The organism is Cupriavidus sp. FW306-01-F10A, assembly GCF_058782785.1.
On sequence record NZ_JBYSYA010000001.1, the window covers coordinates 259,981 to 284,776 of the forward strand.

Genomic DNA, 24,796 nt, shown 5'->3' on the forward strand with positions numbered 1-24,796 from the left:
CTAGACCACAGGCAGATGAACGTTTCATGACGGGGGCGGGGCATTGCTCGGGCACCCCGCCATGGCGGCGCGGTTGAGGCACAATCGCATGGCAATGGTGAACGCTTGATGACAAGAGGGCAGCGCGAGATGTCTGATCGAGAAGTGGAACGGGGTTCCGGCGTGGCGGTATGGCGCCAGATTGGCGAGGCGCTGGCGGACGACATCCGCAAGAAGCTGTACCTGCCCGGCGAGCAGCTGCCCCCTGAGCCTGAACTGGCCACGCGCTTCGCGGTCAACCGCCACACCATCCGCCGCGCCATGGGCGAGCTGGAGCTGAGCGGCCTGGTGCGGATCGAGCAGGGCCGCGGCACTTTCGTGCAGGAGCATGCGATCGACTACGCGATCGGGCGCCGCACGCGCTTCTCGCAAAACCTGGCCGCGCAGGGCATGCGCGGGCATACCGAGATCATCGACAGCCAGGTGGTGCGCGCGCCGGAAGTGGCAAAGCAACTGGGCCTTGCGCGCACGGCCGAGATCCTGCACGTGCAGATGATCGGCAAGGCCGAAGAGCGCACCATCGACGTTGCCGAGCACTACTTCGACCTCAAGCGCTTCCCGGGCATCGACGAGGTGCTGCGCGCCAGGCAATCGGTGTCGCGCGCGCTCGCGCATTTCGGCATTGCCGACTACACGCGCAAGTGGTCGCGCATCACGGCGGCCATGCCCAGCGCCCCGGTGGCGCGCCTGCTGAACCAGCCGAAGACGCGCCCGGTGCTGCAGGTTGAGGCGCTGAACGTCGATATCGACGGGGCGCCGGTGCAGTACAGCGTGGTGCGGTTTGCCGGGGACTGGGTGCAGCTGACGGTTTCCGACGGTGACTGAGGCGGGGCGCCGCGGCATTGGTCTAGACATCCGGCTGTCATCTGCCTGCGCTAAGGTGTCTGCGGTCCAGACCACAAAACCAGCACAGTCGCCGCCGCCGGGCGTCAGGCGCCGCTGGTAACCTTGCCGCATGACCTTGCCAGCGCACCGTTACGCCATCTACCTGGCGCCCTCAGATCCATTCCGCACGTTTGGCAGCCAGTGGCTCGGCCGCGACGCCGATACCGGCGCCGCGCTGTCCGCGCCGGCGGGCATGACGGCGCCGCCCGCCGAATGGGTCCAGGCCCCGGCGCACTACGGCCTGCATGCCACGCTGAAGCCGCCGTTCCGGCTTGTGCAGGGCAGCAACGGGCCGATGCTCGACGCCGCCGCACGGGACTTCGCGCGTAGCCGCGAGGCATTCGACGCACCGCTGGCGCTGCGTGCGCTGCGGGGTTTTGTGGCGTGGTGCCTGGCCGATGGCGGATCGCCACCGATGCAGGCGCTGGCCGATGCGTGCGTACTGGCATTCGAGCGCTTCCGCGCGCCGCCCACGGCCGAAGAACTCGGCCGGCGCAAACCGGACCAGTTGACCGATGAAGAGCGCCGCATGCTCGACAAATGGGGCTACCCGTATGTGTTCGGCACCTTCGTCTTCCATATCACGCTGACCGGCATGCTTGACGCTGCCAGCCAGCGCGCCGCCCTCGAGCGCCTGGGGGCCGCGAGCGGCAAGCTGCTGCAGGCGCCGCTTCATGTGGACGGGATCAGCGTATTCGTGCAGCCGGCGCCGGGCGACGACTTTATCGTTGCCCGCCACTACGGTTTCAACGGCAGCACCACCGACGGCGCCGGCGCGGCGTACCTGGACGCATGAACGCACATGGCGCGGCCGACGGACACGGCCTGTTCTACCTGATGGGGCCGTCCGGCAGCGGCAAGGACTCGCTGCTGCGCGCGCTGCGCGAGCGCCTCGGGCCGGACCACCGCATCGTCATCGCGCATCGCTATATCACCCGCGAGGCCGATGCCAACGAGGCCTCCGTTGCGCTGACCACGGATGAATTCCGGCGCCGCCAGGCGCTCGGCTGCCTGGCGCTGGACTGGCACAGCCACGGGCTGCATTACGGCATCGGCATCGAGATCGAGCAGTGGCTGGCCAGGGGCCTGACGGTGATCGTCAATGGCTCGCGCGAGTACCTGCCGCAAGCCGTGGCGCGCTACCCGAAGCTGTGCGCCGTGCATGTGCGCGTGCGGCCGGAGGTGCTGGCCACGCGGCTGCGCCAGCGTGGCCGCGAGTCGGAAGAAGCGATTGCCCGGCGCCTGGCGCGCGCGACGCAGGCCTTCACCGTGCCGGCAGGGTGCCGCCTGGTCGAGTTCGACAATAGCGGCGCCCTGGAAACCGCGGCGGAAGCGTTCGCGCGGCTGGTTGGGGCTACCTCCGATAGCGCAACGTTGAGCTGATAAACCCGTGCCGAAGCGAGGCCTCCGGCACGGCCTTGCCATCAGAGTTCAATGCTGAAACTGATGCCGTGCTCGGTGAACCCGAGCCGGCGATAGAACTGGTGGGCCTGCAGGCGCCGCGCGTTGGACGACAGCGCCAGCTTGGCCGCCCCGGCCTCGCGGGCCAGGCGCATCGCTTCGCGCATCATCGCCTTGCCGACGCCCATGCCGCGCGCGGACGGCGTCACCACCACGGCCTCGACAATCGCCTCGGGACGCCCGTCGTGAACCATCACGGGAAATACCAGCAGGCTGAAGGTGCCCAGCGGCACCTCGTCCTCGTCCACCATCATGTAGCAGCGGTAGTCCGGATAGCGGCGCATGGTCGCGTAGCGCTCGCGCATGGTGGCCAGCGGCAGCGGCGCTTCATCGTCCATCGCGGCCAGCAGCGCGGACAGGTGCCTCAGTTCCGCGTCGGAACCGCGCACTTCACGCAGGGTAAGCACGGCTTCAGCGATGGTGTTCATGCGCCAGTCCGCGCGCAACGCGCGGCCATGTCCAGGTAGTGCGCCAGCCGCGGCGTGGCCAGGCCGACCACCTTGGCCAGGTCGTCGTAGCGGCGCAGCCGCACCGCGGCAGCGGCGTGGCGGCTGGCGGTGAACGCTTCGGCCTGTGCGGCGCCGAACGGTCCGCCTTGCAGCGCCAGGCTTTGCGCTGAAGCCGGTGACAAGGTGGCGAAGTACGCCGGATCGGCCGCGCACAGATAGCGCTTGGCCGCTACGTGCAGCCGCACGGGTTCTGTCACTTCGTCACCGAACAGTTCTGCCAGCGCATCGGCTGCGGCCTCCTGGTGGCGCATGTCGGTGGTGGTGCTTTCGGCCAGCAGCAGGTGGCCAACGTCGTGGAGCAGGGCCGCGACGATCAGCGGCTCGGGCTCGCCGGCCTGCTCGGCCAGTTGCGCGCATTGCAGCGCGTGCGCGGTCTGGCTGATGGCTTCGCCGCCGTACCAGGCGTTGCCATGGTCGGCAAACAGCGTTTCGATGCGGGACAGGTTCAGCATGATGTCAGACCAGTACCTTGCGGATTTGCGCGGAGATGATGTCGATGGCCGAGACGAACAGGATGATGATGATCATCACGGCACAGGTCTGCCCGTACTGGAAGCTGCGGATGATCTCCCACAGCACGGTGCCGATGCCGCCGGCGCCGACGATGCCCACCACCGAGGCCGAGCGCACGTTGGACTCGAAGCGGTACAGCGCGAACGACAGCCACAGCGGCAGCACCTGCGGGATCACGCCGTAGACGATCTCCTCGATCGGGCCGGCGCCGGTGGCGCGCACGCCTTCCACCGGGCGCGGGTCGATGGCCTCGACGGCTTCGGCGAACAGCTTGGCCAGCACGCCGGTGGTGTGGATCCAGATCGCCAGCACGCCGGCAAACGGGCCCAGGCCGACCGCCACGATGAACAGCATGGCGAACACCATCTCATTGATGGCGCGGCAAGCGTCCATGATGCGGCGTGCGGGCTGGTAGGCCCACGCCGGGACGATATTGGCCGAGCACAGCAGGCCCAGCGGCACCGCCATCACCACGGCCAGGGCGGTGCCCCACAGCGCGATCTGCACGGTGACGAGCATCTCGTCCAGGTAGTGCCGCCAGTCGCGGAAGTCGGGCGGGAAGAAATCGGCGGCAAATTTCGCCATATTGTCCGAGTCGCGCAGCAGGTCCAGCGGGCGCATGTCGGCCCCCTGCCAGGACAGGGCGAGCATGGCCAGCAGGACTGCCCAGGTCAGCATCACGGCAAGGGAAGTGCGCGGCGGGCGCACGTTGCTTCGGGGCGTGGGAGGCAGGCCGGGCCTGGCGGTGACAGTCATGGGGCAATCCGGAATCAAGCGGGGGAACGAAAGCGATGCGGGGCCGGCGGCGGGGGGCCGCCGGCCTCGTCGGGGTGGGCTTATTGCGTGCTGGTGGCGTTGCCGGCGGCCTTGTCCAGCTCGGCCAGGCGGCGGGTCACCTCGGCCAGCCGCTTTTCCTTGTCGGCAGCGGCCAGGGTGGTGTCCGATTCGATCTTCGCCTTCTCGCGGGCCAGTTCGATCTGGCGGATCGGCACCAGCTGCGCATCGCTGGCGCTGCGGAAGCCCTGGTAGGTCAGGGTGGCCAGCACCTGCTTTTCACGCGCGGCGTCTGCGCCCTTGCCGTAGTTGACGAAGAAGGCCTGGATCTTCTTCTTCACCTCCGGCGGCAGGTCCTTGCGATAGACCATCGGATCGGCCGGGATCAGCGGCGACTTCCACAGCACCCGCACCTGGTCATAGGCGTTCTTGCCGGTGTTGATGCGATAGCGCTCCATGTTCTCGGTGTTGTTCACCGCCACATCGACCTGCTTGTTCAGCACCGACAGCAGGTTGGTCTCGTGGTTGCCGATGCGCACGGCCTTGAACAGCGTCTTGGGCTCGACCTTGTTGGCGGTCCACAGGTAGAAGCCCGGCACGGCCGTGCCCGAGGTGGAGTTGGGGTCGCCGGCGCCGTAGCTGAGGTCCTTGCCGCGCTTGATCACGTCTTCGACGCTCTTCAGGTCGCTGTCCTTGTTGACGATCAGCACCGACCAGTAGCCCGGGTTGCCGTCCTTGTCGATCACCGAGGCAAAGACCTCGCCGTTGGCACGGTCCACGGCCTCCATGGCCGACTTGTTGCCGAACCAGGCGATCTGCACCTTGTTGAAGCGCATGCCCTCGATGATGCCGGCGTAGTCGGACGCAAAGAAGGGCTTGACGGGTACCCCCAGCGTCTTGCTGAGATCGTCGATCAGCGGCTGCCAGGCGGACTTCAGGTTCGACGACGATTCGGTCGAGATAAAGCCGATGTTCAGGCTCTTGGCATCCTGCGCGAAGGCGGGCAGGGCGACCACGCCCGAAGCCACGACGGCGAGAAAGGTTCTGCGAAGCATGGACAACTCCGGTGGGAAGCGGTTTTGGGATAAAGCGGTCTGGACAGGCGGCCGTTCAGGCGGCCGCCAGGTTCATCGTGACCATCGCCGGTGCCGGCATGGCCGCAGTGGATACGTCTTCGTCGGGCACGGAATCGAGCAGCAGCTCGTCGGCTTCGGTGCCGTAGAGATCGCGCAGCATGCCGGGCGTGAGCGCGGCTGAGGGGCCGTCATAGACCACCTTGCCGTGGCGCAGCGCCACCACGCGGGGGCAGTAGCGCATCGCCACGTCCACCTGGTGCAGCGACACCAGCACCGCGACCTTGCGCGTGCGGTTGATCTGCCTGAGCAGCGACATCACCCGGCGCGACGATTCCGGGTCGAGCGAGGCGATCGGCTCGTCGGCCAGGATCACGCTGGCGTTCTGCACCAGCGTGCGGGCGATGGCGGCGCGCTGCTGCTGGCCGCCCGACAGCGTCGAGGCCCGTTGAAACGCATAGTCGTCTATACCAACTTGCGCAAGCGCATCGAGCCCGCCCTGGACTTCATCGGCCTTGAAGATGCGCAGCAGGCTGCGCCACCTGGGCACGCGGGCCAGCATGCCGACCAGCACGTTGGTGATGACCGGAAGACGGCCCACCAGGTTGAACTGCTGGAACACAAACCCGATCTCGCCACGCACCTTGCGCACGTTGCGGGCCAGGCGGCCGTTGCGCTGCACATGGCGGCCGTTGACGAGGATTTCGCCGGCGCCGGCATCGCCCGTGATGAATCCGGCCACGTGGCGCAACAGCGTGGACTTGCCCGATCCCGATGCACCCAGCAGGGCGACCATCTCGCCTGGCGCGATGTGCAGCGTGACATCGTCAAGCGCCTTGCGGTCCGCGCGGAACGATTTGGAAAGCCCGCGGACTTCAATTGCGTGCGTCATGTCGACTCCCTGACGTGAATGACCTGCGCATTCTGGCCGGGGCGGATGACAGAACGATGACTTGAGCGGAAGGTGGCTGAAACCGGGTGGCAGCGCCGGCGGCCATGCTGGCCGCCGGCGCCGGTGGGTCAGGTGCGCGTGATCGAGACGCCGCCATCCACCAGCGACGCCGTGCCGGTGACGAAAGCCGAATCGTCCGATGCCAGGTACAGCACCGAGCGCGCCAGTTCTTCCGGCGTGGCCACGCGCTTGAGCGCATGCAGGTTGGTGATGAACGCCTGTGATTCCGCGGTGTCGTTCATGGTGCGATACATGTCCGTGTCCACGGCGCCCGGCAGGATCGCATTGACGCGGATGCCCTGCGGCCCATACTCGGCCGCAAGCGCCTGCGTCAGGCCGATCAGGCCGGACTTGCTTGCCGCATACGCGGCCACGCCGGGAAAGGCGACGGTGTAGCCAACGAAGGTCGATGTGAAGATCACCGAACCGCCGCCGTCCTTCAGCATCTGTGCAAGCTGGTGCTTGGCGCCGAGGAATGCGCCGGTGAGATTGATGGCAAGGGTGTCGTTCCAGCCCTCCGCCGAAACCCCGGTGCTGGGCCCGCCCTCGCCGAGCGTGCCGGCGTTGTTGAAGGCGATATCCAGGCGGCCATAGCGCTCGACCGCCAGCGCCACCAGCGCGCTGGCGTAGTCCTCGCGCCGCACATCGCCGGCGAGCGCCACCGCGTCGCCGCCGGCGTCACGGATCTGCGCCACCAGGCTGTCCAGTTCGGACTGGCGGCGCGCACCGACTACCACCCTGGCGCCCTCGGCGGCAAACAGCAAGGCCGTGGCGCGGCCAATGCCGGCACTGGCGCCGGTAATGATGGCAACTTTTCCTGACAAACGTCCCATGATCGATCTCCGGTCTGGCGCGCGGGGCAACTTGCTGGTCCCCGGCGCCGGTTTTGCGGGTAGGGCAGCAGGAACCGTCCCGCTGCCTCGTGAAACCAGTATCGGCACCGCGCGCGGTTCGCACTAGACTGAAGACCGCGGAACAACTTTCCGGATATGCCGAACAATGTTCAAGCTAGAGGGTGTCGCCAGCTTTGTCGCCGTGGTGGAGGCAGGCTCCATCAGCGAGGCCGCGAGGCGGCTCAACTTGTCCAAGTCCGTTGTCAGCGAACGCCTGGCCGAGCTTGAAAAGGCGATTGGTGCCAACCTGCTGCGCCGGACCACGCGGCGGCTGTCGCTGACCGAGGACGGCGCCGCCTTTCTGGAGCGGGCCACGCGCATCCTGCATGAAGTGGAGGCGGCGGCAACCGATGTTGCCGAGCGGCGCGGCACCCTGGCGGGGTCGTTGCGGATTTCCGCGCCGGTCACATTTGGCCGGATGCACCTGGGGCCTGCCATCTATCCGTTCCTGGCCCGGCATCCGGAACTGGAGCTGAGCCTGGACCTGGACGACCGCCGCGTGGACGCGGCCACCGACAGCTATGACGCCGTGGTGCGGCACGGCCCGCTGGAGAGCTCGCGCCTGGTGGCATGGGAGCTTGCCCCCAGCCACCGCCTCCTGGTCGCATCCCCGGATTACCTGGCGCAGATGGGCACGCCGGCAACGCTGGCGGAGCTGCAGCAGCACCGTGGCATCTTCTACGCCAACCGCGGCGCGGCTGACTGGCGCCTGCACGGCCCCGACGGCACCGAAATCGCCCGTGCCGCCGTTGCGCTGCGCGTCAACAACGGCGACATGATGCGCGATGCCGCCATCGCGGGGGTCGGTATCGCGTTGTTGCCGACCTTTATTGCCGGTGATGCCATCCGGCAGGGGGCGCTGGCCGTGATCGAGGTCGGCCTGCGGGCCGAGCCGGAATCCATCTATATCGCCCACCCGGAAGGCCGGCGGGTGTCGGCGCGGCTGCGCGCGTTTGCGGAGTGCGTGCGCACGGCCATCGGCAGTCCGCCGTACTGGGACGCATGGGCGCAGGCACGCGGGGAGGGCGCGGGAACCTGATGCCGGCTGCTGGCCGGATTCCACGATCGCCATGTGGCAGCCCTGCAAGCCTGGAGGATTGCCGCCCGCGCCGCGCGGCCTGTATTCTAGTGCTGTGCCCGGCGCCCCGTTTCCGCAAGGAGGCAGGGCGCCATGCACTTCACATCGAGCCGGCCATACAGGAACCCCATGCAGGAACCCGAACTGGATGAAATCAATATCCGGATCCTCGAGGCGTTGCAGCGCGACGCCAGCCTGACCAACGTCGAGCTGGCCGCGCGCGTCAACCTCTCGCCGTCGCCCTGCCTGGCGCGCGTGCGCGCGCTGGAGCAGCGCGGGATCATCCGGCAGCGCGTGACGCTGCTCGATCCGCAGAAGCTTGGCCTCAACGTCAACGTCTTTATCCACGTGTCGCTGGAGCGGCAGGCGCGCGAGGGGCTGGATGCCTTCGAACGCGCCGTGCGCGCGCTGCCCAACGTGATGGAGTGCTACTTGATGACGGGCGACGCCGACTACCTGATCCGCGCCGTGGTGGCCGACGTCCAGGCCGTGGAGCGGCTGATCGTCGACGAGATCACGCGCATCCCCGGCGTCGCCAACATCCGCAGCAGCTTCGCACTCAAGCAAGTGATGTACGACACAGCCTTGCCGCTGCGCAATCCTCGCTAGCCTGGCGTTCGGCGTGGGATATGCCGCAGCCTCGGCATTTTCGAGTGGTTTTTATGGTGAGCGGCAGTGGATTGTGCTGCCACCTGCCGGATAGGCAGTCAACTTCAGCACCTCATGCGGGAGGGCACTCCATAGAATGGGACAAAACCCATTGGAGACTTCCCCATGACCGACCTTGCCTCCCCACACGCCCGCCTGCTCGCCCAGGCCACGCCCGGCGGTGACGACGATCCGCAGGAGACGCGCGAATGGCTGGACGCGCTGGAGGCAGTGGTGGCGCAATGCGGGCAGGAGCGCGCGCGCTTCCTGCTCGGCCGGCTGCTCGATGCCGCCCCCGCGCTGGGTGTGTCGACCACGGCGCAGAGCAACACGCCTTACCTGAACACCATCCCGGTCGAGCGCCAGCCGCCTTATCCGGGGGATCTGGCGATGGAAGAGCGCATCACCGGCATCGTGCGCTGGAATGCCCTTGCCATGGTGGTGCGCGCCAACCAGGCCTACGGTGAGCTGGGCGGGCATATCTCCAGCTATGCCTCGGCGGCGGACCTGTTCGAGGTCGGCTTCAACCACTTCTTCCAGGGCGCCGATGCCGGCAACGGCGGCGACCTGGTCTACTTCCAGCCGCACTCGGCCCCGGGCGTGTACGCGCGCGCCTTCCTGGAAGGGCGCCTGTCCGAAGCCCAGCTCGACAACTTCCGCCGCGAGGCGGGCGGGCAGGGCCTGTGCTCGTACCCGCACCCCTGGCTGATGCCGGACTTCTGGCAATTCCCGACCGGCTCGATGGGGCTGGGCCCGATCCAGTCGGTCTACCAGGCGCGCTTCATGCGATACCTGGAGCACCGGGGGCTGCAGGCCACTTCGGGCCGGCACGTGTGGGGCGTGTTCGGCGACGGCGAGATGGACGAGCCCGAATCGATCGCCGCACTGCCGCTGGCAGCGCGCGAGAAGCTCGACAACCTGACCTTTGTCATCAACTGCAACCTGCAGCGCCTGGACGGTCCGGTGCGCGGCAATGGCCAGATCGTGCAGGAGCTGGAAGCGCTGTTCCGCGGCGCGGGCTGGAACGTGATCAAGGTGCTGTGGGGCAGCGCCTGGGACCCGATCTTCGCGCGCGATCACTCCGGCGCGTTGCTGCGCGCCTTCGCCTCGACCATGGACGGCCAGTTCCAGACCTACAAGGCCAAGGACGGCCACTACGGGCGCGAGCATTTCTTCGGCCAGAACGAAGCGCTGAAGGCGCTGGTCGCGCATATGACGCCGGATGAGGTGGCGGCGCTGAACCGCGGCGGGCATGACCTGCGCAAGCTCCATGCGGCCTTTGCCGCGGCACGCGCGCACAAGGGCCAGCCCACGGTGATCCTGGCCAAGACCATCAAGGGCTATGGCATGGGCAATGCCGGCCAGGCGCAGAACACCACGCACCAGCAGAAGAAGCTCGACATCGAGGCGCTGAAGGCATTCCGCAGCCGCTTCGGCCTGGAGCTGTCCGACGAGGACCTGGAATCGATGCGCTTCTATCGCCCGGCCGAGGACAGCGCTGAGCTGCGCTACCTGCGCAAACGCCGCCAGGCGCTGGGCGGCTACCTGCCGGCGCGCCGGCGCCAGGCCGACGCCGTGGCGGTGCCGCCGCTGGCGCAATACGGCCAGTTCGCGGTGGACGCCGGCCAGAAGGAAATGTCGACCACCATGGCGATGGTGCGCATGCTGACCGGCCTGCTCAAGGACAAGACGCTCGGCCCGCGCGTGGTGCCCATCGTCGCCGACGAGGCGCGCACCTTCGGCATGGCCAGCCTGTTCCGCCAGGTCGGGATCTATTCATCGCAGGGCCAGCTGTACGAGCCCGAGGACGCCGGCTCGATGCTGTACTACCGCGAGGACATCCGCGGCCAGATCCTGGAAGAGGGCATCACCGAGGCCGGTGCGATGTCGTCGTGGATTGCCGCGGGCACCGCCTACAGCAACCATGGCACGGCCATGCTGCCGCTCTATATCTACTACTCGATGTTCGGCTTCCAGCGCATCGGCGACCTGATCTGGGCCGCCGGCGACCAGCGTGCGCGCGGCTTCCTGGTGGGCGCGACGGCCGGCCGCACCACGCTCTCCGGCGAAGGGCTGCAGCACCAGGACGGCACCAGCCACATCATTGCCGCCACCATCCCCAACTGCCGCGCCTATGACCCGGCCTATGCCTATGAACTGGCAGTGATCGTCGACGCGGGCATGCGCGCGATGATGGAGCGCCAGGAGGACGTGTTCTACTACCTGACCGTGATGAACGAGAACTACGCCCAGCCGTCGATGCCGGCGGGCGTGGAGCGCGACATCGTGCGCGGCATGTACCGGCTTGCGCAGGTGGAAGGCGGCGGGCGCGCCAGGGTGCGGCTGCTCGGCAGCGGCACCATCCTGCGCGAGGTGGAAGCCGCGGCGCGGATGCTGGCCGAGGACTGGCAGGTCGACAGCGAGGTGTTCAGCGTCACCAGCTTCTCCGAGCTGGAGCGCGAGGCGCGCGAGACCGTGCGCCAGCGCCTGCATCATCCGCAGGACAGCATCGCCCCCAGCCATGTGGAAGCGCTGCTGGCCGGCGACGCCCCGGTGGTGGCGGCCACCGACTACGTGCGCGCCTACCCGCAACTGATTGCGCCCTATGTGCCGGCTCCCTTCACGGTCCTGGGCACCGACGGCTATGGCCGCAGTGACAACCGGCCGTCGCTGCGCCGCTTCTTCGAGGTCGATCGCGCCTATGTCTGCGTGGCGGCGCTGCGCGCGCTCGCGGTGCAGGGCGCGGTGCCGGCCTCGGTGGTGGCCGAGGCGATCACGCGCTACGGCATCGACACGGAAAAGCCTGCGCCGTCCGCGCTCTGATATCGCCCGCTTCGCCCTGCAGGCCCGGCGGGGCGATTCGGTGCGGGACTCCACATGCTCCGGCTGCGGCTGTTAAGCTTTGCCCTTCTGCAGCCGCTCCAGTTGCGCGCCCATGCCACCACGGGCGCGCACCGCCATGGTCCGGCGCCGCCCCCCAGCATGATCGCCAAGCGCCGGATATGAAACGGATTCCTGTTGCCCGCATCGCCACCATCGTCATGGCCTGCAGCCTCTTCGCAGCCAATGCCAGTGCCGCCGACAGTGTCGGCCAGCGCCAGATAGAACGCGCTGTCAACGATGCCATCCGCCCCCTGATGGCGGCGCACGGCGTCCCCGGCATGGCCGTTGCCGTCACGGCCGGCGGCAAGCGCTATGTTTTCAACTACGGCGTCGCGGCGAAGGAAGGCGGGCGCAAGGTCGACGGCGACACGCTCTTCGAGATCGGCTCGGTCAGCAAGACCTTCACCGCGACGCTCGCATCCTACGGCCAGGCCCGCGGCACCCTGTCCCTGGCCGACCCTGCCGGTAAATACCTGCCGGCGCTTGCGGGAAGCAGCCTGGGCGCGACCAGCCTGCTCGATCTTGGCACCTATGCCGCCGGCGGCCTGCCGCTGCAGTTTCCGGATGCGGTCACCGATACCAGGACGATGGTCGATTATTTCCGGGGCTGGCGCCCCAGATATGCCGCCGGCACCCATCGCCAGTATTCGAATCCCAGCATCGGCTTGTTCGGCTACCTGGCTGCCAGCAGCATGGGCCAGCCCTTCGATGACCTGATGGAGAAGACGCTGTTCCCGGCGCTCGGCCTGGCCCACACCTACATCAGGGTGCCGAAAGCGCGCATGGGCGACTACGCCTATGGCTATTCGAAAGACGGCAAGCCGGTGCGCGTGACGCCCGGCGTGCTCGATGCCGAAGCCTACGGCGTGAAGACCACCGCGGCCGACATGATCCGCTTTGTCGAAGCCAACATCGACAGCGCCGGCCTGGACGACAAGCTGCGGCGTGCCATTGCCGGGACGCACACCGGATACTTCAAGGTCGGCGACATGGTGCAGGGGCTGGGCTGGGAAATGTACGCCTGGCCTACCCGGGTCGACAGCGTGCTGGCCGGCAGTTCACCGCAGGTCGTGTTCGAGGCGAACCAGGTGAAGCGGCTGGAGCCGCCGTTGTCATCGCCCGCCGATGTGCTGGTCAACAAGACCGGCTCCACCAATGGCTTTGGCGCCTACGTGGTCTTTGTGCCGGCGAAGCGGATTGGCATCGTGATGCTGGCGAACAAGAATTTCCCGGTGCCGGAGCGGGTGAAGGCAGCGTTTCGGATACTGGCGGTACTGGATGGTGTGCCGGGAGGGGCGGATACACGGTAAGGGGAGGGTGGGGCTGCGTCACGCATCGCAGGCCTGTCCAGCGGCTGGTCCGCAAAAAATCCGGCTTTCCATGGAATAGTCCACGCCTCCCATGTGTATACGCAGGTAACCCCCGGCCGCCGGCTAACGCCAGGCCCGGAAGAAAGGAGACCCTGCAATGCAACGGAGAACCCCAAGCAATGGCGTCTGCACTGCGGCACGCATCATGCCGGCGCTGTTCCTATGGGCTGCAAGCTTTGCCGCGCCAGCCCAGGAAGCCCACCACCATCACCAAACCACCGCGGGGCAGGCACCGCCGCCCTTTGTCGCCAGCACCGCAAAGCCATTCTCCGGCCTGATGGGTGACGCCATGGCCGTGATGGATCACGGCATGGCGCAGGCAGCCATGAACGGCATCCCCGACCACGACTTTGTCACCATGATGATCCCGCACCACCAGGGCGCGATCGACATGGCCAAGGCGCTGCTGCTGTATGGCAAGGACCCGGAGCTGCGCAATCTTGCCCAGGCCATCATCACCGAGCAGCAAAACGAGATCCGCCTCATGCAAGCCTGGCTCCAGCGCAGCCAGGCCAGGGCGCCTGCCGCCAATCCTCGCTAACCGGCGGACCTGCACCGCCCGAATCAGGACCGAACCATGAAAAGACATGCCCTTATCCTTGCCATGGCCGCGCCTCTGGCAATCGCCGCGCCGCAGCCACAGGATCGCGTTTACACCGCCGACCAGAACAGCAACACCGTTTCAGTGATCAATCCGGCGAGCAACACCCTGCTTGGGCAGATCCGCCTTGGCAACGCGCGGCCGGACGTGCTGTCTCCGCTTTACAAGGGCGAGCTCAATGTCCACGGCCTTGGCTTCTCGCCCGACCATCGGACCCTGATCGCGATCTCGAACGGATCGAATTCCGTCGCGTTCATCGATACGGCAACCAACAAGGTCAAGGGCATTGCCTATATCGGGCGCTCGCCGCATGAGGGCTTCTTTACCGCGGATGGAAAAGAGGTGTGGGTAGTCGTGCGCGGCGAGGACTATATCTCCGTCATCGATCCGGTGACGTTCCGCGAGACCCGCCGCATCCAGACCACGGCAGGGCCGGGCATGGTGCTGTTCCATCCTGCCGGCAAGCTCGCCTTCGTGGTGTCCAGCTTCAACCCCGTGGTGGATGTCATCGATGTCAGGGCACACAAGGTGGTCAAGCGGCTCAGTGTCACCAGCCCGTTCTCACCGTTCCTGCAGTTCACGCCGGACTTCCGCGAGGTGTGGATGACGCACAAGGACGTGGGCAAGGTCACCCGCATCGACACCGAAAAACTGGAAGTGAAGGGCGTCTTCGACTCCGGCTTCATCACCAATCACCTTGCCTTTGCCAGGACCGCGCGTGGCACGTTCGCCTATGTGACAGTGGGCGGCGAAAACGTGGTCAAGGTATTCACCACCGAGGCCGAACCGCGGCTGGTCGCGACCATTCCGGTCGGCGCGCTGCCGCACGGCATCTGGGCTGCCGATGACGGTTCACGCATCTATGTCGGCCTGGAAAACGGCGACGCCGTCGACGTGATCGACACCGCAACCAACCAGGTCACGACCCGCGAGCCGGTTGGCCAGGCCCCGCAGGCGCTGGTCTATGTCTCCAACGCCGTGCCAGGCGGCGACGGGACCGCCAACCTTGTGCAGAGAGCGAACAGCGATCCGGTCAACATCGCCCTTAAGCCGGTCCGTGGCGATGCCAAGGGCTTTGTGGTCGCGCGCAATCTCGGTGTTGTCGACGCGCTGGAAGTATCCCTGTTCAAGCTGAAGCCGCAAACCACCTACAGCGTCTATGTCGCAGGACAGGCCGCGCCCGTGGCAAGCTTCCGCACCAATGCGGCCGGCATGGCCAACGGCACCGCCATTGGCCCGCTGCGCGAAGTCGTGACGACGCTCTCGCCAAAGAGCGCCGCCCCAGCCAAGCTGATCGTCATGGAGGGCGACGCGGCGGCGGATCCGGCTACGGCGGTGTTGGTGAGCGCGCCGTGAGCTGAGCCTGGCGACCTGGGTAAGCGGATGCCCGGCTAGAGCGCCAGCATCCATCCGCCCAGCGCCGTGCCGGCCACCACCAGCACGGGGGATACACGGCCGTAGACGAGCAGGCCGAAGGCCGCCAGTGCCAGGCCGAAATCCGCCTTCGAGTGAATCGCGCTGGTCCATACCGGGTCGTACAGCGCGGCGGCCAGTACGCCAACGACGGCTGCATTGATGCCACCCATCGCGCTCTGCACCCCATCGCGCTGGCGCAGGCTTTCCCAGAACGGCAATGCGCCGGCCACCAGCAGGAACGCCGGCGCAAAGATCGCGAGAAGCAGCACCAGCGCGCCCACCCATCCACCCAGTGGCGCGGGCGAGAGCGCCCCGAGGTACGCGGCAAAGGTGAACAGGGGGCCCGGAACGGCTTGTGCCGCGCCGTAGCCCGCCAGGAATGCATCATTGCCGACCCAGCCAGGGGGCACCACGCCAGCCTGCAGCAGCGGCAGTACGACATGGCCACCCCCGAAAACCAGCGCTCCGGCCTGGTAGAAGACAGACACGGCGGACATCGTCATCGAACCAGTCATTGCGGCAAGGGCCGGGAGCAGCACCAGCAGCACGCCGAACAGCGCGAGCAGCAAAGCGCCGACCCGGCGACTCACACCGTAGTTGAGATGCTGGGCAGGAGGCAGATGGTTCAACTGCAAGGTCCAGCGCGCAACCAGGCCACCCAGCACAATGGCAGCAACCTGGCCCACCGCACTTGGCACCGCGAGAACCAGAAGCGCGGCCACGACCGCGATGCCGGCGCGCAGCCGGTCCGGACACAGCGACCTGGCCATGCCCCATACCGCCTGTGCGACAACCGCCACGGCCGCCACCTTCAGGCCGTGGACTGCCCCGGAATCCGCAACGCCGGACCAGCGCGCAACGCCAAAGGCAAACAGGACAAGTGCAATCGCAGAGGGCAGGGTAAAGCCCACCCAGGCGGCCAGCGCGCCAAGCCAGCCCGCCCGCTGCAGCCCCAGCGCCATGCCAACCTGGCTGCTGGCTGGCCCCGGCAGGAATTGACACAGCGCGACCAGGTCCGAGTAGCTCTTGTCATCGAGCCAGCGGCGGCGCTCCACGAACTCGGCGCGGAAGTAACCGAGGTGCGCGATCGGGCCGCCGAACGAAGTCAGGCCAAGTTTCAGGAACGCCCGAAGGACCTCTGGAGCCGTGCCACGTGTGGTTGCGTCAGCGGCGCGGTTTGTGTCCTGGGCGGGGTTGGGGGGCATCGGCGATTTTCTCGGTTAAGGCTTCGTCGACCGGTTCCGCGAGCCGTGGGCGCAAAGCCCCCAGCGCCTGACGGCCCTTGTCCGTGGCGACGTAATACGGCTGGAGACTACCTTAGGGGTGGCGTGCTGTCGATCGCACATCTTGCCTGCTGATGTGACCGCCTTCTACGTCACTCGCGCCCTGAAACCCCGCGCCTCCCAATGGCGGTTCCCTGGCTGGGCTCAAGGCCGTACAGGTTACCTGGGTCAACTCGGACATTTTCGACTCGGACATTTGAATCGGGCTGACCATAGATACAACTTTGCCGCTACAGATTAGTTTCGCATAATAAGTGTTATGTTAAATTTACCAACAGATGGTGACGGCCTTGGCACCAAGCGTGAACCTATGTACAAGACTCTCACCCAGAATGCTGAAACGCGCCTTCCCGATGCGTACGGCACCGGACTGACTTGAGAATCCGTCACAACTATCCTCTGGGTAGGTAACACAAGCGGCGTACGGCGACGTCAAGGCGGATATCAAGAGGCTGAGCAACAGAATCAGGAGACACCCATGCTGGAGACGATGCTGGATCAGTTCCCTCCGCTGGAACAGGAAGCTTTCCGCGAGACCTGTCTGCGTAACGGGGTCGCACCCGACGGATTTACCGTGACAGCCGTTGAAGACGCTGCAGGCGCCGCGCCGGCACGCAGGCGCACCGTCTCGGTAGGCTTCGGGAGGGAAATCCGCCAATACAACGGAAACTTGGGGGCGCAATGGACTGTCGATTTCGAGGACGACCTGAGATCGCGTGTGTTCGGCTGAGCTTTGCCTCTCTGCATCGCCGTTGCGCCCGGTACGTCAGCGGACCGACTACTTACGCCTGTGGGGACAACATTTTCGACACAGGCAATCAGGTCGGCAAGTAGCGCCAGCGGCGCGGCGCTATCGGGCCGCGCAATGCTTCATACCTCGAGCACTGGCGCGAAAGAAGCGCCGCGGCCAGATCAACCCCAATCACACAGGCCCATCATGGACTTCATTACCAGCGCCGGCCCGCTAATCTCGTTGATCGCCGGCATCCTTATTCTTGTCATTCCGCGGCTGCTTAACTATATCGTCGCCATTTACCTCATCGTCATCGGCCTGCTCGGACTGTTTGGCGGGCACCTGCGCTGAGCGAAGCCGGGGAACGGCAGCCATAAGGCGGAAGGCTATGCGTGCATCTAGAGGCGGGCACTAAAGCAAAAGCCCCGCGCGGATGGATCCGGCGGGGCTTGGGCGAATGTGGTTGCGGGGGCAGGACTTGAACCTGCGACCTTCGGGTTATGAGCCCGACGAGCTGCCAACTGCTCCACCCCGCGGGGCGAAATATACGCGGGTTGGCAGCACTTGGATACCCCTTCCCCCAAAAAAACTGTGCAGAATGCCGGGCAGCCTTCTCGGGCCGGCCGCTTTTGGCATTGGCTCCCGGAAGCTCGCTCTTGCTGGAATCTCGCTACAAGGGAGATCTACCTTTGCCAAGGCGTGTCCTGGCGCGTTGCCACGGCCGCGGTCCAGGTTGCAGGACCGATACCGCTGCCCCCTGCCCTCCGGCGTTCTGCGTTCAGAATCCAACATTCTCCCGCCCCTTGAGCTTCAGCAAGGTACGCGCCTCCTCCGGCGTGGCAACCTCCAGCGAAAGCGCTTCAATCACACTGCGCACGCGCAGGACCTGCGCGGCATTGCTGTCGGCCAGTTTCCCGGGGCCGTCCCACAGCGAGTCCTCCAGCCCGACGCGTACGTTGCCACCCATCGCCGCGGAAATTGCCGCCAGCGGCATCTGGCTGCGGCCGGCGCCCAGCACCGACCAGACGTAGTCCTTGCCGAACGGCCGGTCCGCCGTGCGGCGCATATGCATCAAGTCCTCCACATGCGCGCCGATGCCGCCGCGCAGCCCGAATACGGACTGGATCAGCAGCGGCGGCTTCAGCAGCGCGCGATCGAGAAAATGGGCGGCCGTGTACAGGTGCCCGATGTCGTAGCATTCGGTCTCGAAGCGCGTCTGGTTCTCGCTGCAGGACTGAAGGATGTAGGCGATATCCTTGAAGGTGTTCCTGAAGATGCCGTCATAGCTTTGCGCAAGATGAGGCCGTTCCCAGTCGTGTCGGAATTCCTTGAAGCGGTCCAGCAATTCGTACAGTCCGAAGTTCATCGAGCCCATATTGAGCGAGGCGACTTCGGGGCGCAATTGCAGTGCGGGCTGCAGCCGCTCCTGCACGCTCATCGACGGCGCACCGCCGGTTGTCAGGTTGATGACCACGTCCGATGCCGCCTTGATGGCTGGCGCGAACTGGCGGAACAGCGCCGGGTCCTGCGACGGGCGCCCGTCCGCGGGATTCCGCGCGTGCAGGTGGACGATGGCGGCACCGGCCCGCGCGGCGTCGATCGCGCTCGCCGCGATGTCATAGGGCGTAACCGGCAGGTGGGGTGACATGGACGGGGTGTGGATCGAACCGGTGATGGCGCAGGTGATGATGACTTTGTTCATGGTGTTTCTGCTTTCGGTGATGGCATCGCACGGATGCCGTTGTCGCTACCGGCTGGCATCGCCGTCCCACTCCTTGCGTGCCCGGTCCCGTCTGGCAAAGCCCGCCTGCGCCTGCCGTTCGCGCACGTGGCCGTAGCCGCGCACGCTGGCCGGCCAGCCAAGCAAGGCCAGCAAGCGTTCGGTCGGCCACTGCGCCGCGGCTTGGCCGAGCAGGTCAAGGTCTGCCTCATAGGCCGCCAGCACGCGGCGATTGAGCTGTGCTTCGGCGCCCCGCGCGAACGGATCGAGCCGGCTGCCGCGCAGGAAGCGCGCACCGGCCAGCAGGCGGAACGCGGGCCGGATCCACGCTCCGACGGCGGTCTTGCCGATCTTCCCGGTCACCTTGTCCAGCTTGCCGAAGGGACCGCCCGCGAGATGGAAGCTGACCTTGAAGTCGCCGTCGAAACCGTCGCGCAGGGACTGCATGAACGCCGGGCGTGAATACAGGCGCGCCACTTCATACTCGTCCTTGACCGCCAGCACGCGGTAGTACTGCGTTGCCACCTGCCGCAGCAGCGCCTGCGCATCGCTGCGGCCCGCCAGCACCCGGCGCAGTGCCTCGATCCGAGTGCGGTAGCGTGTGGCCAGTGCCGCGTTCTGGTAGTCGGCGAGGCGCCGGGCCCGGTCGTCGATCAGTTCGCCCAGCGGACCGTCAGCCTTCTTCGGGAACTGGACCACCTGCGCCGGCGCCAGCAGGCGCCGCACTGCGGCGTGGTCGTGCGCCAGCCATCGGCCCAGCGCGAATGCCTTGTGGTTGGTGCCGGTCGCCACGCCGTTGAGTTCGATGGCTTTCTCCATCGCCGCGCGCCGCACCGGGATCACGCCCTTCTGCCAGGCATAGCCGAGTAGCAGCATGTTCGAGAGGATGGCGTCGCCAAGGAGCTGCTGTGCGAGCGCCGCCACATCGACGAACTCGGCGCGCACTCCCAGCGCCCCGCTCAACCGCTGCCTCAGGCCTGCCTCATCCGCCGACCAGTCCGGCTGGCTGGTGAAGTCGCTGGTGGGCACGATCCCAGTGTTGACGAAGGCGCGCGCCTGTCCCGGCCGCAGTCGGGACAGCGCGTCCGCGCCCGCGGCGACGATCAGGTCGCATCCCAGCAGGACATCGGCCTCCGCATTGCCGATGCGCGCTGCGTGCAGCAGTTCCGCGCGCGGCGCAATGCGGATGTGGGAGCCGACCGCACCATACTTCTGCGAGAGCCCGGTGACGTCGAGCGAGCTGCCGGCCTTGCCGTCCAGGTGCGCGGCCATGGTCAGCACGGCGCCAATGGTGACGACACCGGTGCCGCCGATGCCCGCCACCAGGATTGCCGTCGGCGCGAAATCGCCCGGGATCTCAACGTCGGGCAGCGCGGGAATCGTCAGCTCGCCGTCCTTGCCGCCCTGTGGCCGGCGCGGCCTGGCGCCATCGAGCGTGACAAAGCTGGGGCAGAAGCCGCGCACGCACGACAGGTCCTTGTTGCACGAAGACTGGTTGATCTGCCGCTTGCGGCCCAGCGGCGTCTCCAGCGGTTCGATCGCGAGGCATCCGGACTGTTCGCCGCAATCGCCGCAGCCCTCGCAGACTTCCGGGTCGATATAGGTACGGACCTGCGGGTCGGGCAGCTTGCCGCGCTTGCGCAGGCGCCGCGCCTCGGTGGCACACGCCTGGTCGTAGACCAGCACCGACAGCCCGGCATGTTCGCGCAGCCCGCGCTGTACGGTCTCCAGCTGCGCGCGGTCGTACACCGGCACGCCCAGCGCCGCGCGCCTTGGCCCGTCGTAGGTGGTCACGTCATCGGTGACCACCACGATCTTGCCGATCCCTTCCGCCCGCAGCTGGGCCACTGCCTTGTCCACGCTCAAGTCGCCGTCCACGGGCTGGCCGCCAGTCATGGAGACAAAGCCGTTGAAGAGCAGCTTGTAGGTCATGCGCAGATTGGCCGCCTGCGCCTGGCGGATAGCCAGGTAGCCGGAATGGAAGTAGGTGCCGTCGCCCATATTGGCAAAGACGTGGGGTTCGCGCGTGAACGGCGCCTGCCCCATCCACATCACCCCCTCTCCACCCATATGCGAAGCCGTGTGGGTCTTGGCCGGGTCGTTCAGCATGGCAATCGTATGGCAGCCGATGCCGGCCAGCGCCCGGCTGCCGTCCGGCAGCCGGGTCGACGTGTTGTGCGGACAGCCCGCGCAAAAGCTGGGGCGGCGCAGCGGCGCGCCCTGCCCCGCCTCGCACGGGACCGGGGCATTCGCGTCCGGCGCGGGCGGCAGGCCCAACAGCTCGCGGATCGCTTCGGCGACCTGGAGCACCGTCAACTCGTTGCAGATCGGCAGCACCGGCGTGCCGCGCGACGCCGACCATTCGGTCGCGCCGTCGAACTTGCCACGCACCACCGGTGGCCGCGCGAGGCGCGCATCGAACAGGATGGACTTCAGTTGTGACTCAAGCAGCGGCCGCTTCTCCTCGATCACCAGGATGGTATCGAGACCTTGCGCAAAGGCGCGCACGATCTCGTCGTCGAGCGGCCACACCATGCCGATCTTGAGGATGCGCAGCGCGGCGCCGTGCGGGCCGTCGGCATCGATCCCCAGCCGCTGCAAGGCCTGCATGGTGTCGGCATACGACTTGCCAGCGGTGACAATGCCCACCGTCGCTGCCGGTGCGGCCCATGTCAGGCGGTTGAGCCCAGCCGCCCTGGCAAACTGCACGGCCGCCGGCAGCTTGTGCGCGTACAGGCGCTCCTCCGCGGCCGGCGCCATCTCGAAGGCGCGGATATGCAAAGGCCCGTTGGCGGTGGGCAAGTCGCCGACCGGTGCCTGCCGGCCCACGTCGACCTCGGCGGCGGACTCCACCACATCGGTCACCAGCTTCATCCCCACCCAGCAGCCGCTGTGGCGCGACATCTCGATGCCGCGCAGGCCGAAGTCGATGATGTCCTGGACGTTGGCCGGATACAGCACCGGGATACCTGCCGCGATCAGCGAAAAATCCGACTGGTGCGCGGTGGTGGAGGACTTGGCGCTATGGTCGTCGCCCGCCAGCACCAGTACGCCGCCGGCGGCGCTGGTGCCGGCGAGGTTGCCGTGCTTGAACGGGTCGCCGCTGCGGTCCACACCCGGTCCCTTGCCGTACCAGATGCCGAACACGCCGTCCACGGTTGCCCCTGGGAAGGTGCCGACATACTGCGTGCCCCAGACCGCGGTGGCGGCCAGGTCCTCGTTCACGCCGGGCTGGAAACGGATGTTGGCCGCCTGCAGCAGCGGCGCGATCCGCCACAGCTCCATATCGAGCCGGCCCAGCGGCGAGCCGCGGTATCCGGAGATAAAGCCACCGGTATTCCTACCCAGGGCACCATCGATACGGCGCTGGTCCAGCGCGATACGCACGATGGCCTGGTTCCCCGTGAGAAAGACCTTGCCGGCCAGCTGCTCGAAGCGGTCGTCCAGCCGTGGCGACTGCAACGCCGATGGCTCCGTGCGTGCGTTCATGCCTGAGCGCCCGTGATGACGCGGTTACCGCTGTGGTACAGAGAAAGACAAGCCTGCATCGAATGTACTCCGTGATGAATGAACCGATAGGTCAGATAGGTGCCGAAGACAGTCAGAAGCGTTGCGTGTACTGCACGCCGATGCTCTGCTGCCGCGTGGCCAGGGACTCCTGGCCCGCCACGGTGGGACTGCCTGCAAGCTGCGTGGCAACGGCCGATGCCAGGGTCGAACTGCCGGCGGTGGTGTGCCCCGGAGACAAGGAGTAGAAGACCAACCACTTGCTGTTGGGCCCGGTCGCGTAGCCAAGCCCGATGGTGTAGTGCCGGCGGAAGGTGGCGGGCGCGGTGACGTTGTTCGCCGTGTCCGCGTCCGCATAGGCCGCGCTGTTGAACGACACGCCGCCCGAGACATTGAGGACCGGCGTCACCTGGTAGCGCACGCCGACCTTGAACACGTTCATGTCCTTCCAGCCATTGCCCGGCCCGCCACTGCTGCCGCGCAAGGCGGTGCCATCAAAGGATGGGTTGCCCAGGCCGGAGGTGCCCGAGTAGTTGATGCGCTGGTAGTCGAAGAGAAAGGAAAGATCCTGCGTGGGTGACCACTGCAAGCCCAGCAACATGTTCTCAGGGATATCCAGCCGGCCCTGGTCCGCCAGCAGACCCTCATACTCCTTGAGCCGTCCCATCCGGATACGGGGCGAGTAGGCGGCACCGAAAGCCAGCGCGTCGCTGGCGCGCCAGTACGCTCCCACGCGCACGCCCACGCCGAACGAGGACGCACTGCCCTGGTTGGTCAGGTGGTCTGGTGCCGCCGACTGCGGCGCCAGTGCCTGCAGGCCCTCGGCGCTGAACAACTGGCCGGTCAGCAGCACCGAGAAGCCGACGGAGACGCTCGGGGAGACCCGCGCCGACACCGTCGGCGCGATCGTCAGCTGCTGGATCGTGGTGCTGGCCCTGCCGCTGCCGCACAGCAGGTTGCCGCGATAGGTGGTGCCGGCGCCCGCCGGCGGCGGCGCCAGGCAGGTCGTGGTGCCATCCGGGAAGTAGGTGCCTGCGCCATTGCTGTAGCCGACGATGCTGAGCGACAAGTCGGGCGTGACCATCTTGCTCACCGCGATGTCGGCAAGCGGCACCCAGCGGCTTGCGCTGGCCGTGTACGTGTCGAGCACCCCGCTCAGCGGCGGCGGCAATCCCGCGGCGCGGCTCATGCTGGTGCGGCCGTTGGTTGCGATCAGGTTGCCCTCGAAGCTGTTGCCAGCCCACACCGTGGTGGCTGGGTTGCTGGCACCGCCGAACGCGTCGCGGGTCGACGCCGCGGCCGCACCTGCCACGCCACGCGCTTCGGCACCGTAGCCGATCTGGAAGTAGCCGTTGTCGGCGAGGCCAAGCACTGGACGCACGGCTAGCGCGGATAGGACCATCCACTGTTTCGGGTTCACTGCTGTCTCCGATGTCATTGTTATTGGCGCGGGAAGCTCTGGGGCCGCCTCGCGTGGGGGCTGAGGTACGGCTAATGGCCGGTGATCGAGTTGGTCAGGACGCCCAGCCCGGCGATCTCCACATCAACGCGGTCGCCGTCCTCCAGGAAGCGCCATTGCTCGATGCCGGCGCAGTTCGGCACGCAGCCGGTGGCGAGCAGCTCGCCGCCGTGCAGCGTCTCGTTGGACGACGCGTAGCTGACGATGCGGTCGATGCGATGGGTCATCCCCGCAGTGCTGCCCTGCCCGCGCACTTCACCGTTGACGCGCACGGTGACATCGAGCGCGTGTGGATCGGCGATCTCGTCGGCGGTGACGATCCAGGCGCCGAGGCTATTGCTGCCGTCGAAGTCCTTGCCCTTGGCCGGGCCGGCACTCGGGCGGGCGCGCATTTCTTTCATCAGCTGCGCGCGTTCGGAGAAATCGTTGAAGATCACGTAGCCGAAGATGTGCGACATCGCCGCCGAGCGGTCGATGTTCTTGCCGGGGCGGCCAATCACGACAGCAAGTTCGGCCTCGTAGTCGAGCTTGCTGCCGGGATCGGGCCGGGCCACCTTGCTGCCGTGGCCGGACAGATTGAGACGCGCCCCTTTGTAGTACATCGGCGTTTCGTAGAAGGCCTTCGGCACCCTGCCCGCACCCAGCGCCCGCATCAGCAGGCCTGTGGCCGGGCTGACGCCATGGGCCATGACCTGCCCGTAGGCATTGCGCAGATGCTGCTCGTAGACGCTGAAGCAACGGATCTGCGGCGGACGGTAAGGGAGCTGGAGCTGAATCGAGCGCAGCGCGTACACCTGGTGCGCGCCGTCCCGGGTGCGGTCTTCCAGCAACGCCCGCAAGGCCGGCAGCGTGTCATGCTGATGCTCGATGAGCGCCAGCAGGCAGGCAAAGCGCGCGTCACCCGCGAAGGTCGCGGTCACATCGAGTAGCCGGCCGTCGGCCAGGCCCAGCCCGACATGGCCCTTCACCTGAGCGGCGGAAAATGTGCACAATCTCACC

22 protein-coding genes and 1 tRNA gene are annotated in these 24,796 nt (G+C 66.9%); 11 read left to right on the top strand and 12 right to left on the bottom strand.

What is annotated here, in order from left to right:
- Positions 1 to 129 precede the first annotated feature (129 nt).
- The 3 genes from phnF to phnN all read left to right on the top strand — a co-directional run bounded on the left by phnF (position 130) and on the right by phnN (position 2,307).
- A complete protein-coding gene (gene phnF, locus AC3WLF_RS01245) occupies positions 130 to 864 on the top strand; it encodes a phosphonate metabolism transcriptional regulator PhnF (protein WP_492352760.1) in 735 nt (244 codons plus the stop codon).
- Between the two features lie 130 nt (positions 865 to 994).
- A complete protein-coding gene (locus AC3WLF_RS01250; RefSeq protein WP_492317094.1) occupies positions 995 to 1,720 on the top strand; it encodes a DUF1045 domain-containing protein in 726 nt (241 codons plus the stop codon).
- A complete protein-coding gene (gene phnN, locus AC3WLF_RS01255; protein WP_492352761.1) occupies positions 1,717 to 2,307 on the top strand; it encodes a phosphonate metabolism protein/1,5-bisphosphokinase (PRPP-forming) PhnN in 591 nt (196 codons plus the stop codon). The genes AC3WLF_RS01250 and phnN overlap by 4 nt, the downstream gene beginning before the upstream one ends.
- 41 nt (positions 2,308 to 2,348) lie before the next feature.
- Here the strand turns inward: phnN and AC3WLF_RS01260 are convergent, their stop codons facing one another.
- The 6 genes from AC3WLF_RS01260 to AC3WLF_RS01285 form a co-directional block, all read right to left on the bottom strand.
- Positions 2,349 to 2,813, bottom strand: a complete 465-nt coding sequence (locus AC3WLF_RS01260; RefSeq protein ID WP_492317092.1) for a GNAT family N-acetyltransferase — start codon at positions 2,811 to 2,813, stop codon at positions 2,349 to 2,351.
- On the bottom strand, positions 2,810 to 3,346 hold the full coding sequence (locus AC3WLF_RS01265) for a phosphonate degradation HD-domain oxygenase (RefSeq protein WP_010809362.1): 537 nt from the start codon (positions 3,344 to 3,346) through the stop codon (positions 2,810 to 2,812). Before AC3WLF_RS01265 ends, AC3WLF_RS01260 begins: the two co-directional genes overlap by 4 nt.
- A gap of 4 nt (positions 3,347 to 3,350) precedes the next feature.
- Entirely contained in the window at positions 3,351 to 4,163 is an 813-nt protein-coding gene (gene phnE, locus AC3WLF_RS01270; protein WP_013952925.1) for a phosphonate ABC transporter, permease protein PhnE, read from the bottom strand.
- 80 nt (positions 4,164 to 4,243) lie between these two features.
- Entirely contained in the window at positions 4,244 to 5,236 is a 993-nt protein-coding gene (phnD, locus tag AC3WLF_RS01275; RefSeq protein ID WP_492317091.1) for a phosphonate ABC transporter substrate-binding protein, read from the bottom strand.
- A 55-nt stretch (positions 5,237 to 5,291) separates the two neighbouring features.
- Positions 5,292 to 6,146: a phosphonate ABC transporter ATP-binding protein gene (gene phnC / locus AC3WLF_RS01280; protein ID WP_492317090.1), complete on the bottom strand. Its 855-nt coding sequence runs from the start codon at positions 6,144 to 6,146 to the stop codon at positions 5,292 to 5,294.
- Between the two features lie 128 nt (positions 6,147 to 6,274).
- A complete protein-coding gene (locus AC3WLF_RS01285) occupies positions 6,275 to 7,039 on the bottom strand; it encodes an SDR family oxidoreductase (protein ID WP_492317089.1) in 765 nt (254 codons plus the stop codon).
- A 166-nt stretch (positions 7,040 to 7,205) separates the two neighbouring features.
- Here AC3WLF_RS01285 and AC3WLF_RS01290 point away from each other — a divergent pair, with 166 nt between their 5' ends.
- The 6 genes from AC3WLF_RS01290 (at position 7,206) to AC3WLF_RS01315 (ending at position 15,035) form a co-directional block, all read left to right on the top strand.
- Positions 7,206 to 8,138 carry a LysR family transcriptional regulator gene (locus tag AC3WLF_RS01290; protein WP_492357681.1) on the top strand — a complete coding sequence of 311 codons (933 nt, stop codon included), beginning with the start codon at positions 7,206 to 7,208 and terminating at the stop codon, positions 8,136 to 8,138.
- Positions 8,139 to 8,306: 168 nt separating this feature from the next.
- Positions 8,307 to 8,786: an Lrp/AsnC family transcriptional regulator gene (locus AC3WLF_RS01295; RefSeq protein WP_010809356.1), complete on the top strand. Its 480-nt coding sequence runs from the start codon at positions 8,307 to 8,309 to the stop codon at positions 8,784 to 8,786.
- Positions 8,787 to 8,951: 165 nt separating this feature from the next.
- Positions 8,952 to 11,648, top strand: a complete 2,697-nt coding sequence (gene mdeB / locus AC3WLF_RS01300) for an alpha-ketoglutarate dehydrogenase (RefSeq protein WP_492317087.1) — start codon at positions 8,952 to 8,954, stop codon at positions 11,646 to 11,648.
- 179 nt (positions 11,649 to 11,827) lie between these two features.
- The gene (gene ampC / locus AC3WLF_RS01305; RefSeq protein WP_492317086.1) at positions 11,828 to 13,018 is read left to right on the top strand and encodes a class C beta-lactamase; all 1,191 of its coding nucleotides are present in this window, start codon (positions 11,828 to 11,830) and stop codon (positions 13,016 to 13,018) included.
- A 157-nt stretch (positions 13,019 to 13,175) separates the two neighbouring features.
- Positions 13,176 to 13,619, top strand: coding sequence for a CopM family metallochaperone (copM, locus tag AC3WLF_RS01310; protein ID WP_492317085.1), 444 nt, complete (start codon positions 13,176 to 13,178; stop codon positions 13,617 to 13,619).
- A 36-nt stretch (positions 13,620 to 13,655) separates the two neighbouring features.
- Entirely contained in the window at positions 13,656 to 15,035 is a 1,380-nt protein-coding gene (locus AC3WLF_RS01315) for a YncE family protein (RefSeq protein WP_492357682.1), read from the top strand.
- A gap of 35 nt (positions 15,036 to 15,070) precedes the next feature.
- On the opposite strand, the gene chrA is transcribed toward AC3WLF_RS01315, so the two are convergent.
- The gene (gene chrA, locus AC3WLF_RS01320) at positions 15,071 to 16,300 is read right to left on the bottom strand and encodes a chromate efflux transporter (protein ID WP_492317083.1); all 1,230 of its coding nucleotides are present in this window, start codon (positions 16,298 to 16,300) and stop codon (positions 15,071 to 15,073) included.
- A 556-nt stretch (positions 16,301 to 16,856) separates the two neighbouring features.
- Here chrA and AC3WLF_RS01325 point away from each other — a divergent pair.
- Together AC3WLF_RS01325 and AC3WLF_RS01330 are read left to right on the top strand one after the other, a co-directional pair.
- Positions 16,857 to 17,108, top strand: coding sequence for a hypothetical protein (locus tag AC3WLF_RS01325; RefSeq protein WP_492317082.1), 252 nt, complete (start codon positions 16,857 to 16,859; stop codon positions 17,106 to 17,108).
- 207 nt (positions 17,109 to 17,315) lie between these two features.
- On the top strand, positions 17,316 to 17,462 hold the full coding sequence (locus AC3WLF_RS01330) for a DUF3096 domain-containing protein (RefSeq protein WP_010809333.1): 147 nt from the start codon (positions 17,316 to 17,318) through the stop codon (positions 17,460 to 17,462).
- Positions 17,463 to 17,571: 109 nt separating this feature from the next.
- Here AC3WLF_RS01330 and AC3WLF_RS01335 read toward each other — a convergent pair.
- From AC3WLF_RS01335 to AC3WLF_RS01355, 5 genes are all read right to left on the bottom strand, one after another.
- Positions 17,572 to 17,647 (bottom strand) — tRNA-Met (locus AC3WLF_RS01335).
- A 242-nt stretch (positions 17,648 to 17,889) separates the two neighbouring features.
- Positions 17,890 to 18,813, bottom strand: a complete 924-nt coding sequence (gene kce / locus AC3WLF_RS01340) for a 3,5-dioxohexanoate:acetyl-CoA acetone transferase (protein WP_492357683.1) — start codon at positions 18,811 to 18,813, stop codon at positions 17,890 to 17,892.
- Positions 18,814 to 18,858: 45 nt separating this feature from the next.
- Positions 18,859 to 22,320 carry an indolepyruvate ferredoxin oxidoreductase family protein gene (locus tag AC3WLF_RS01345; protein ID WP_492317080.1) on the bottom strand — a complete coding sequence of 1,154 codons (3,462 nt, stop codon included), beginning with the start codon at positions 22,318 to 22,320 and terminating at the stop codon, positions 18,859 to 18,861.
- A gap of 112 nt (positions 22,321 to 22,432) precedes the next feature.
- Positions 22,433 to 23,758: an OmpP1/FadL family transporter gene (locus AC3WLF_RS01350; RefSeq protein WP_492357684.1), complete on the bottom strand. Its 1,326-nt coding sequence runs from the start codon at positions 23,756 to 23,758 to the stop codon at positions 22,433 to 22,435.
- A 71-nt stretch (positions 23,759 to 23,829) separates the two neighbouring features.
- A complete protein-coding gene (locus AC3WLF_RS01355; protein ID WP_492317078.1) occupies positions 23,830 to 24,795 on the bottom strand; it encodes a fumarylacetoacetate hydrolase family protein in 966 nt (321 codons plus the stop codon).
- Position 24,796: the final 1 nt, after the last annotated feature.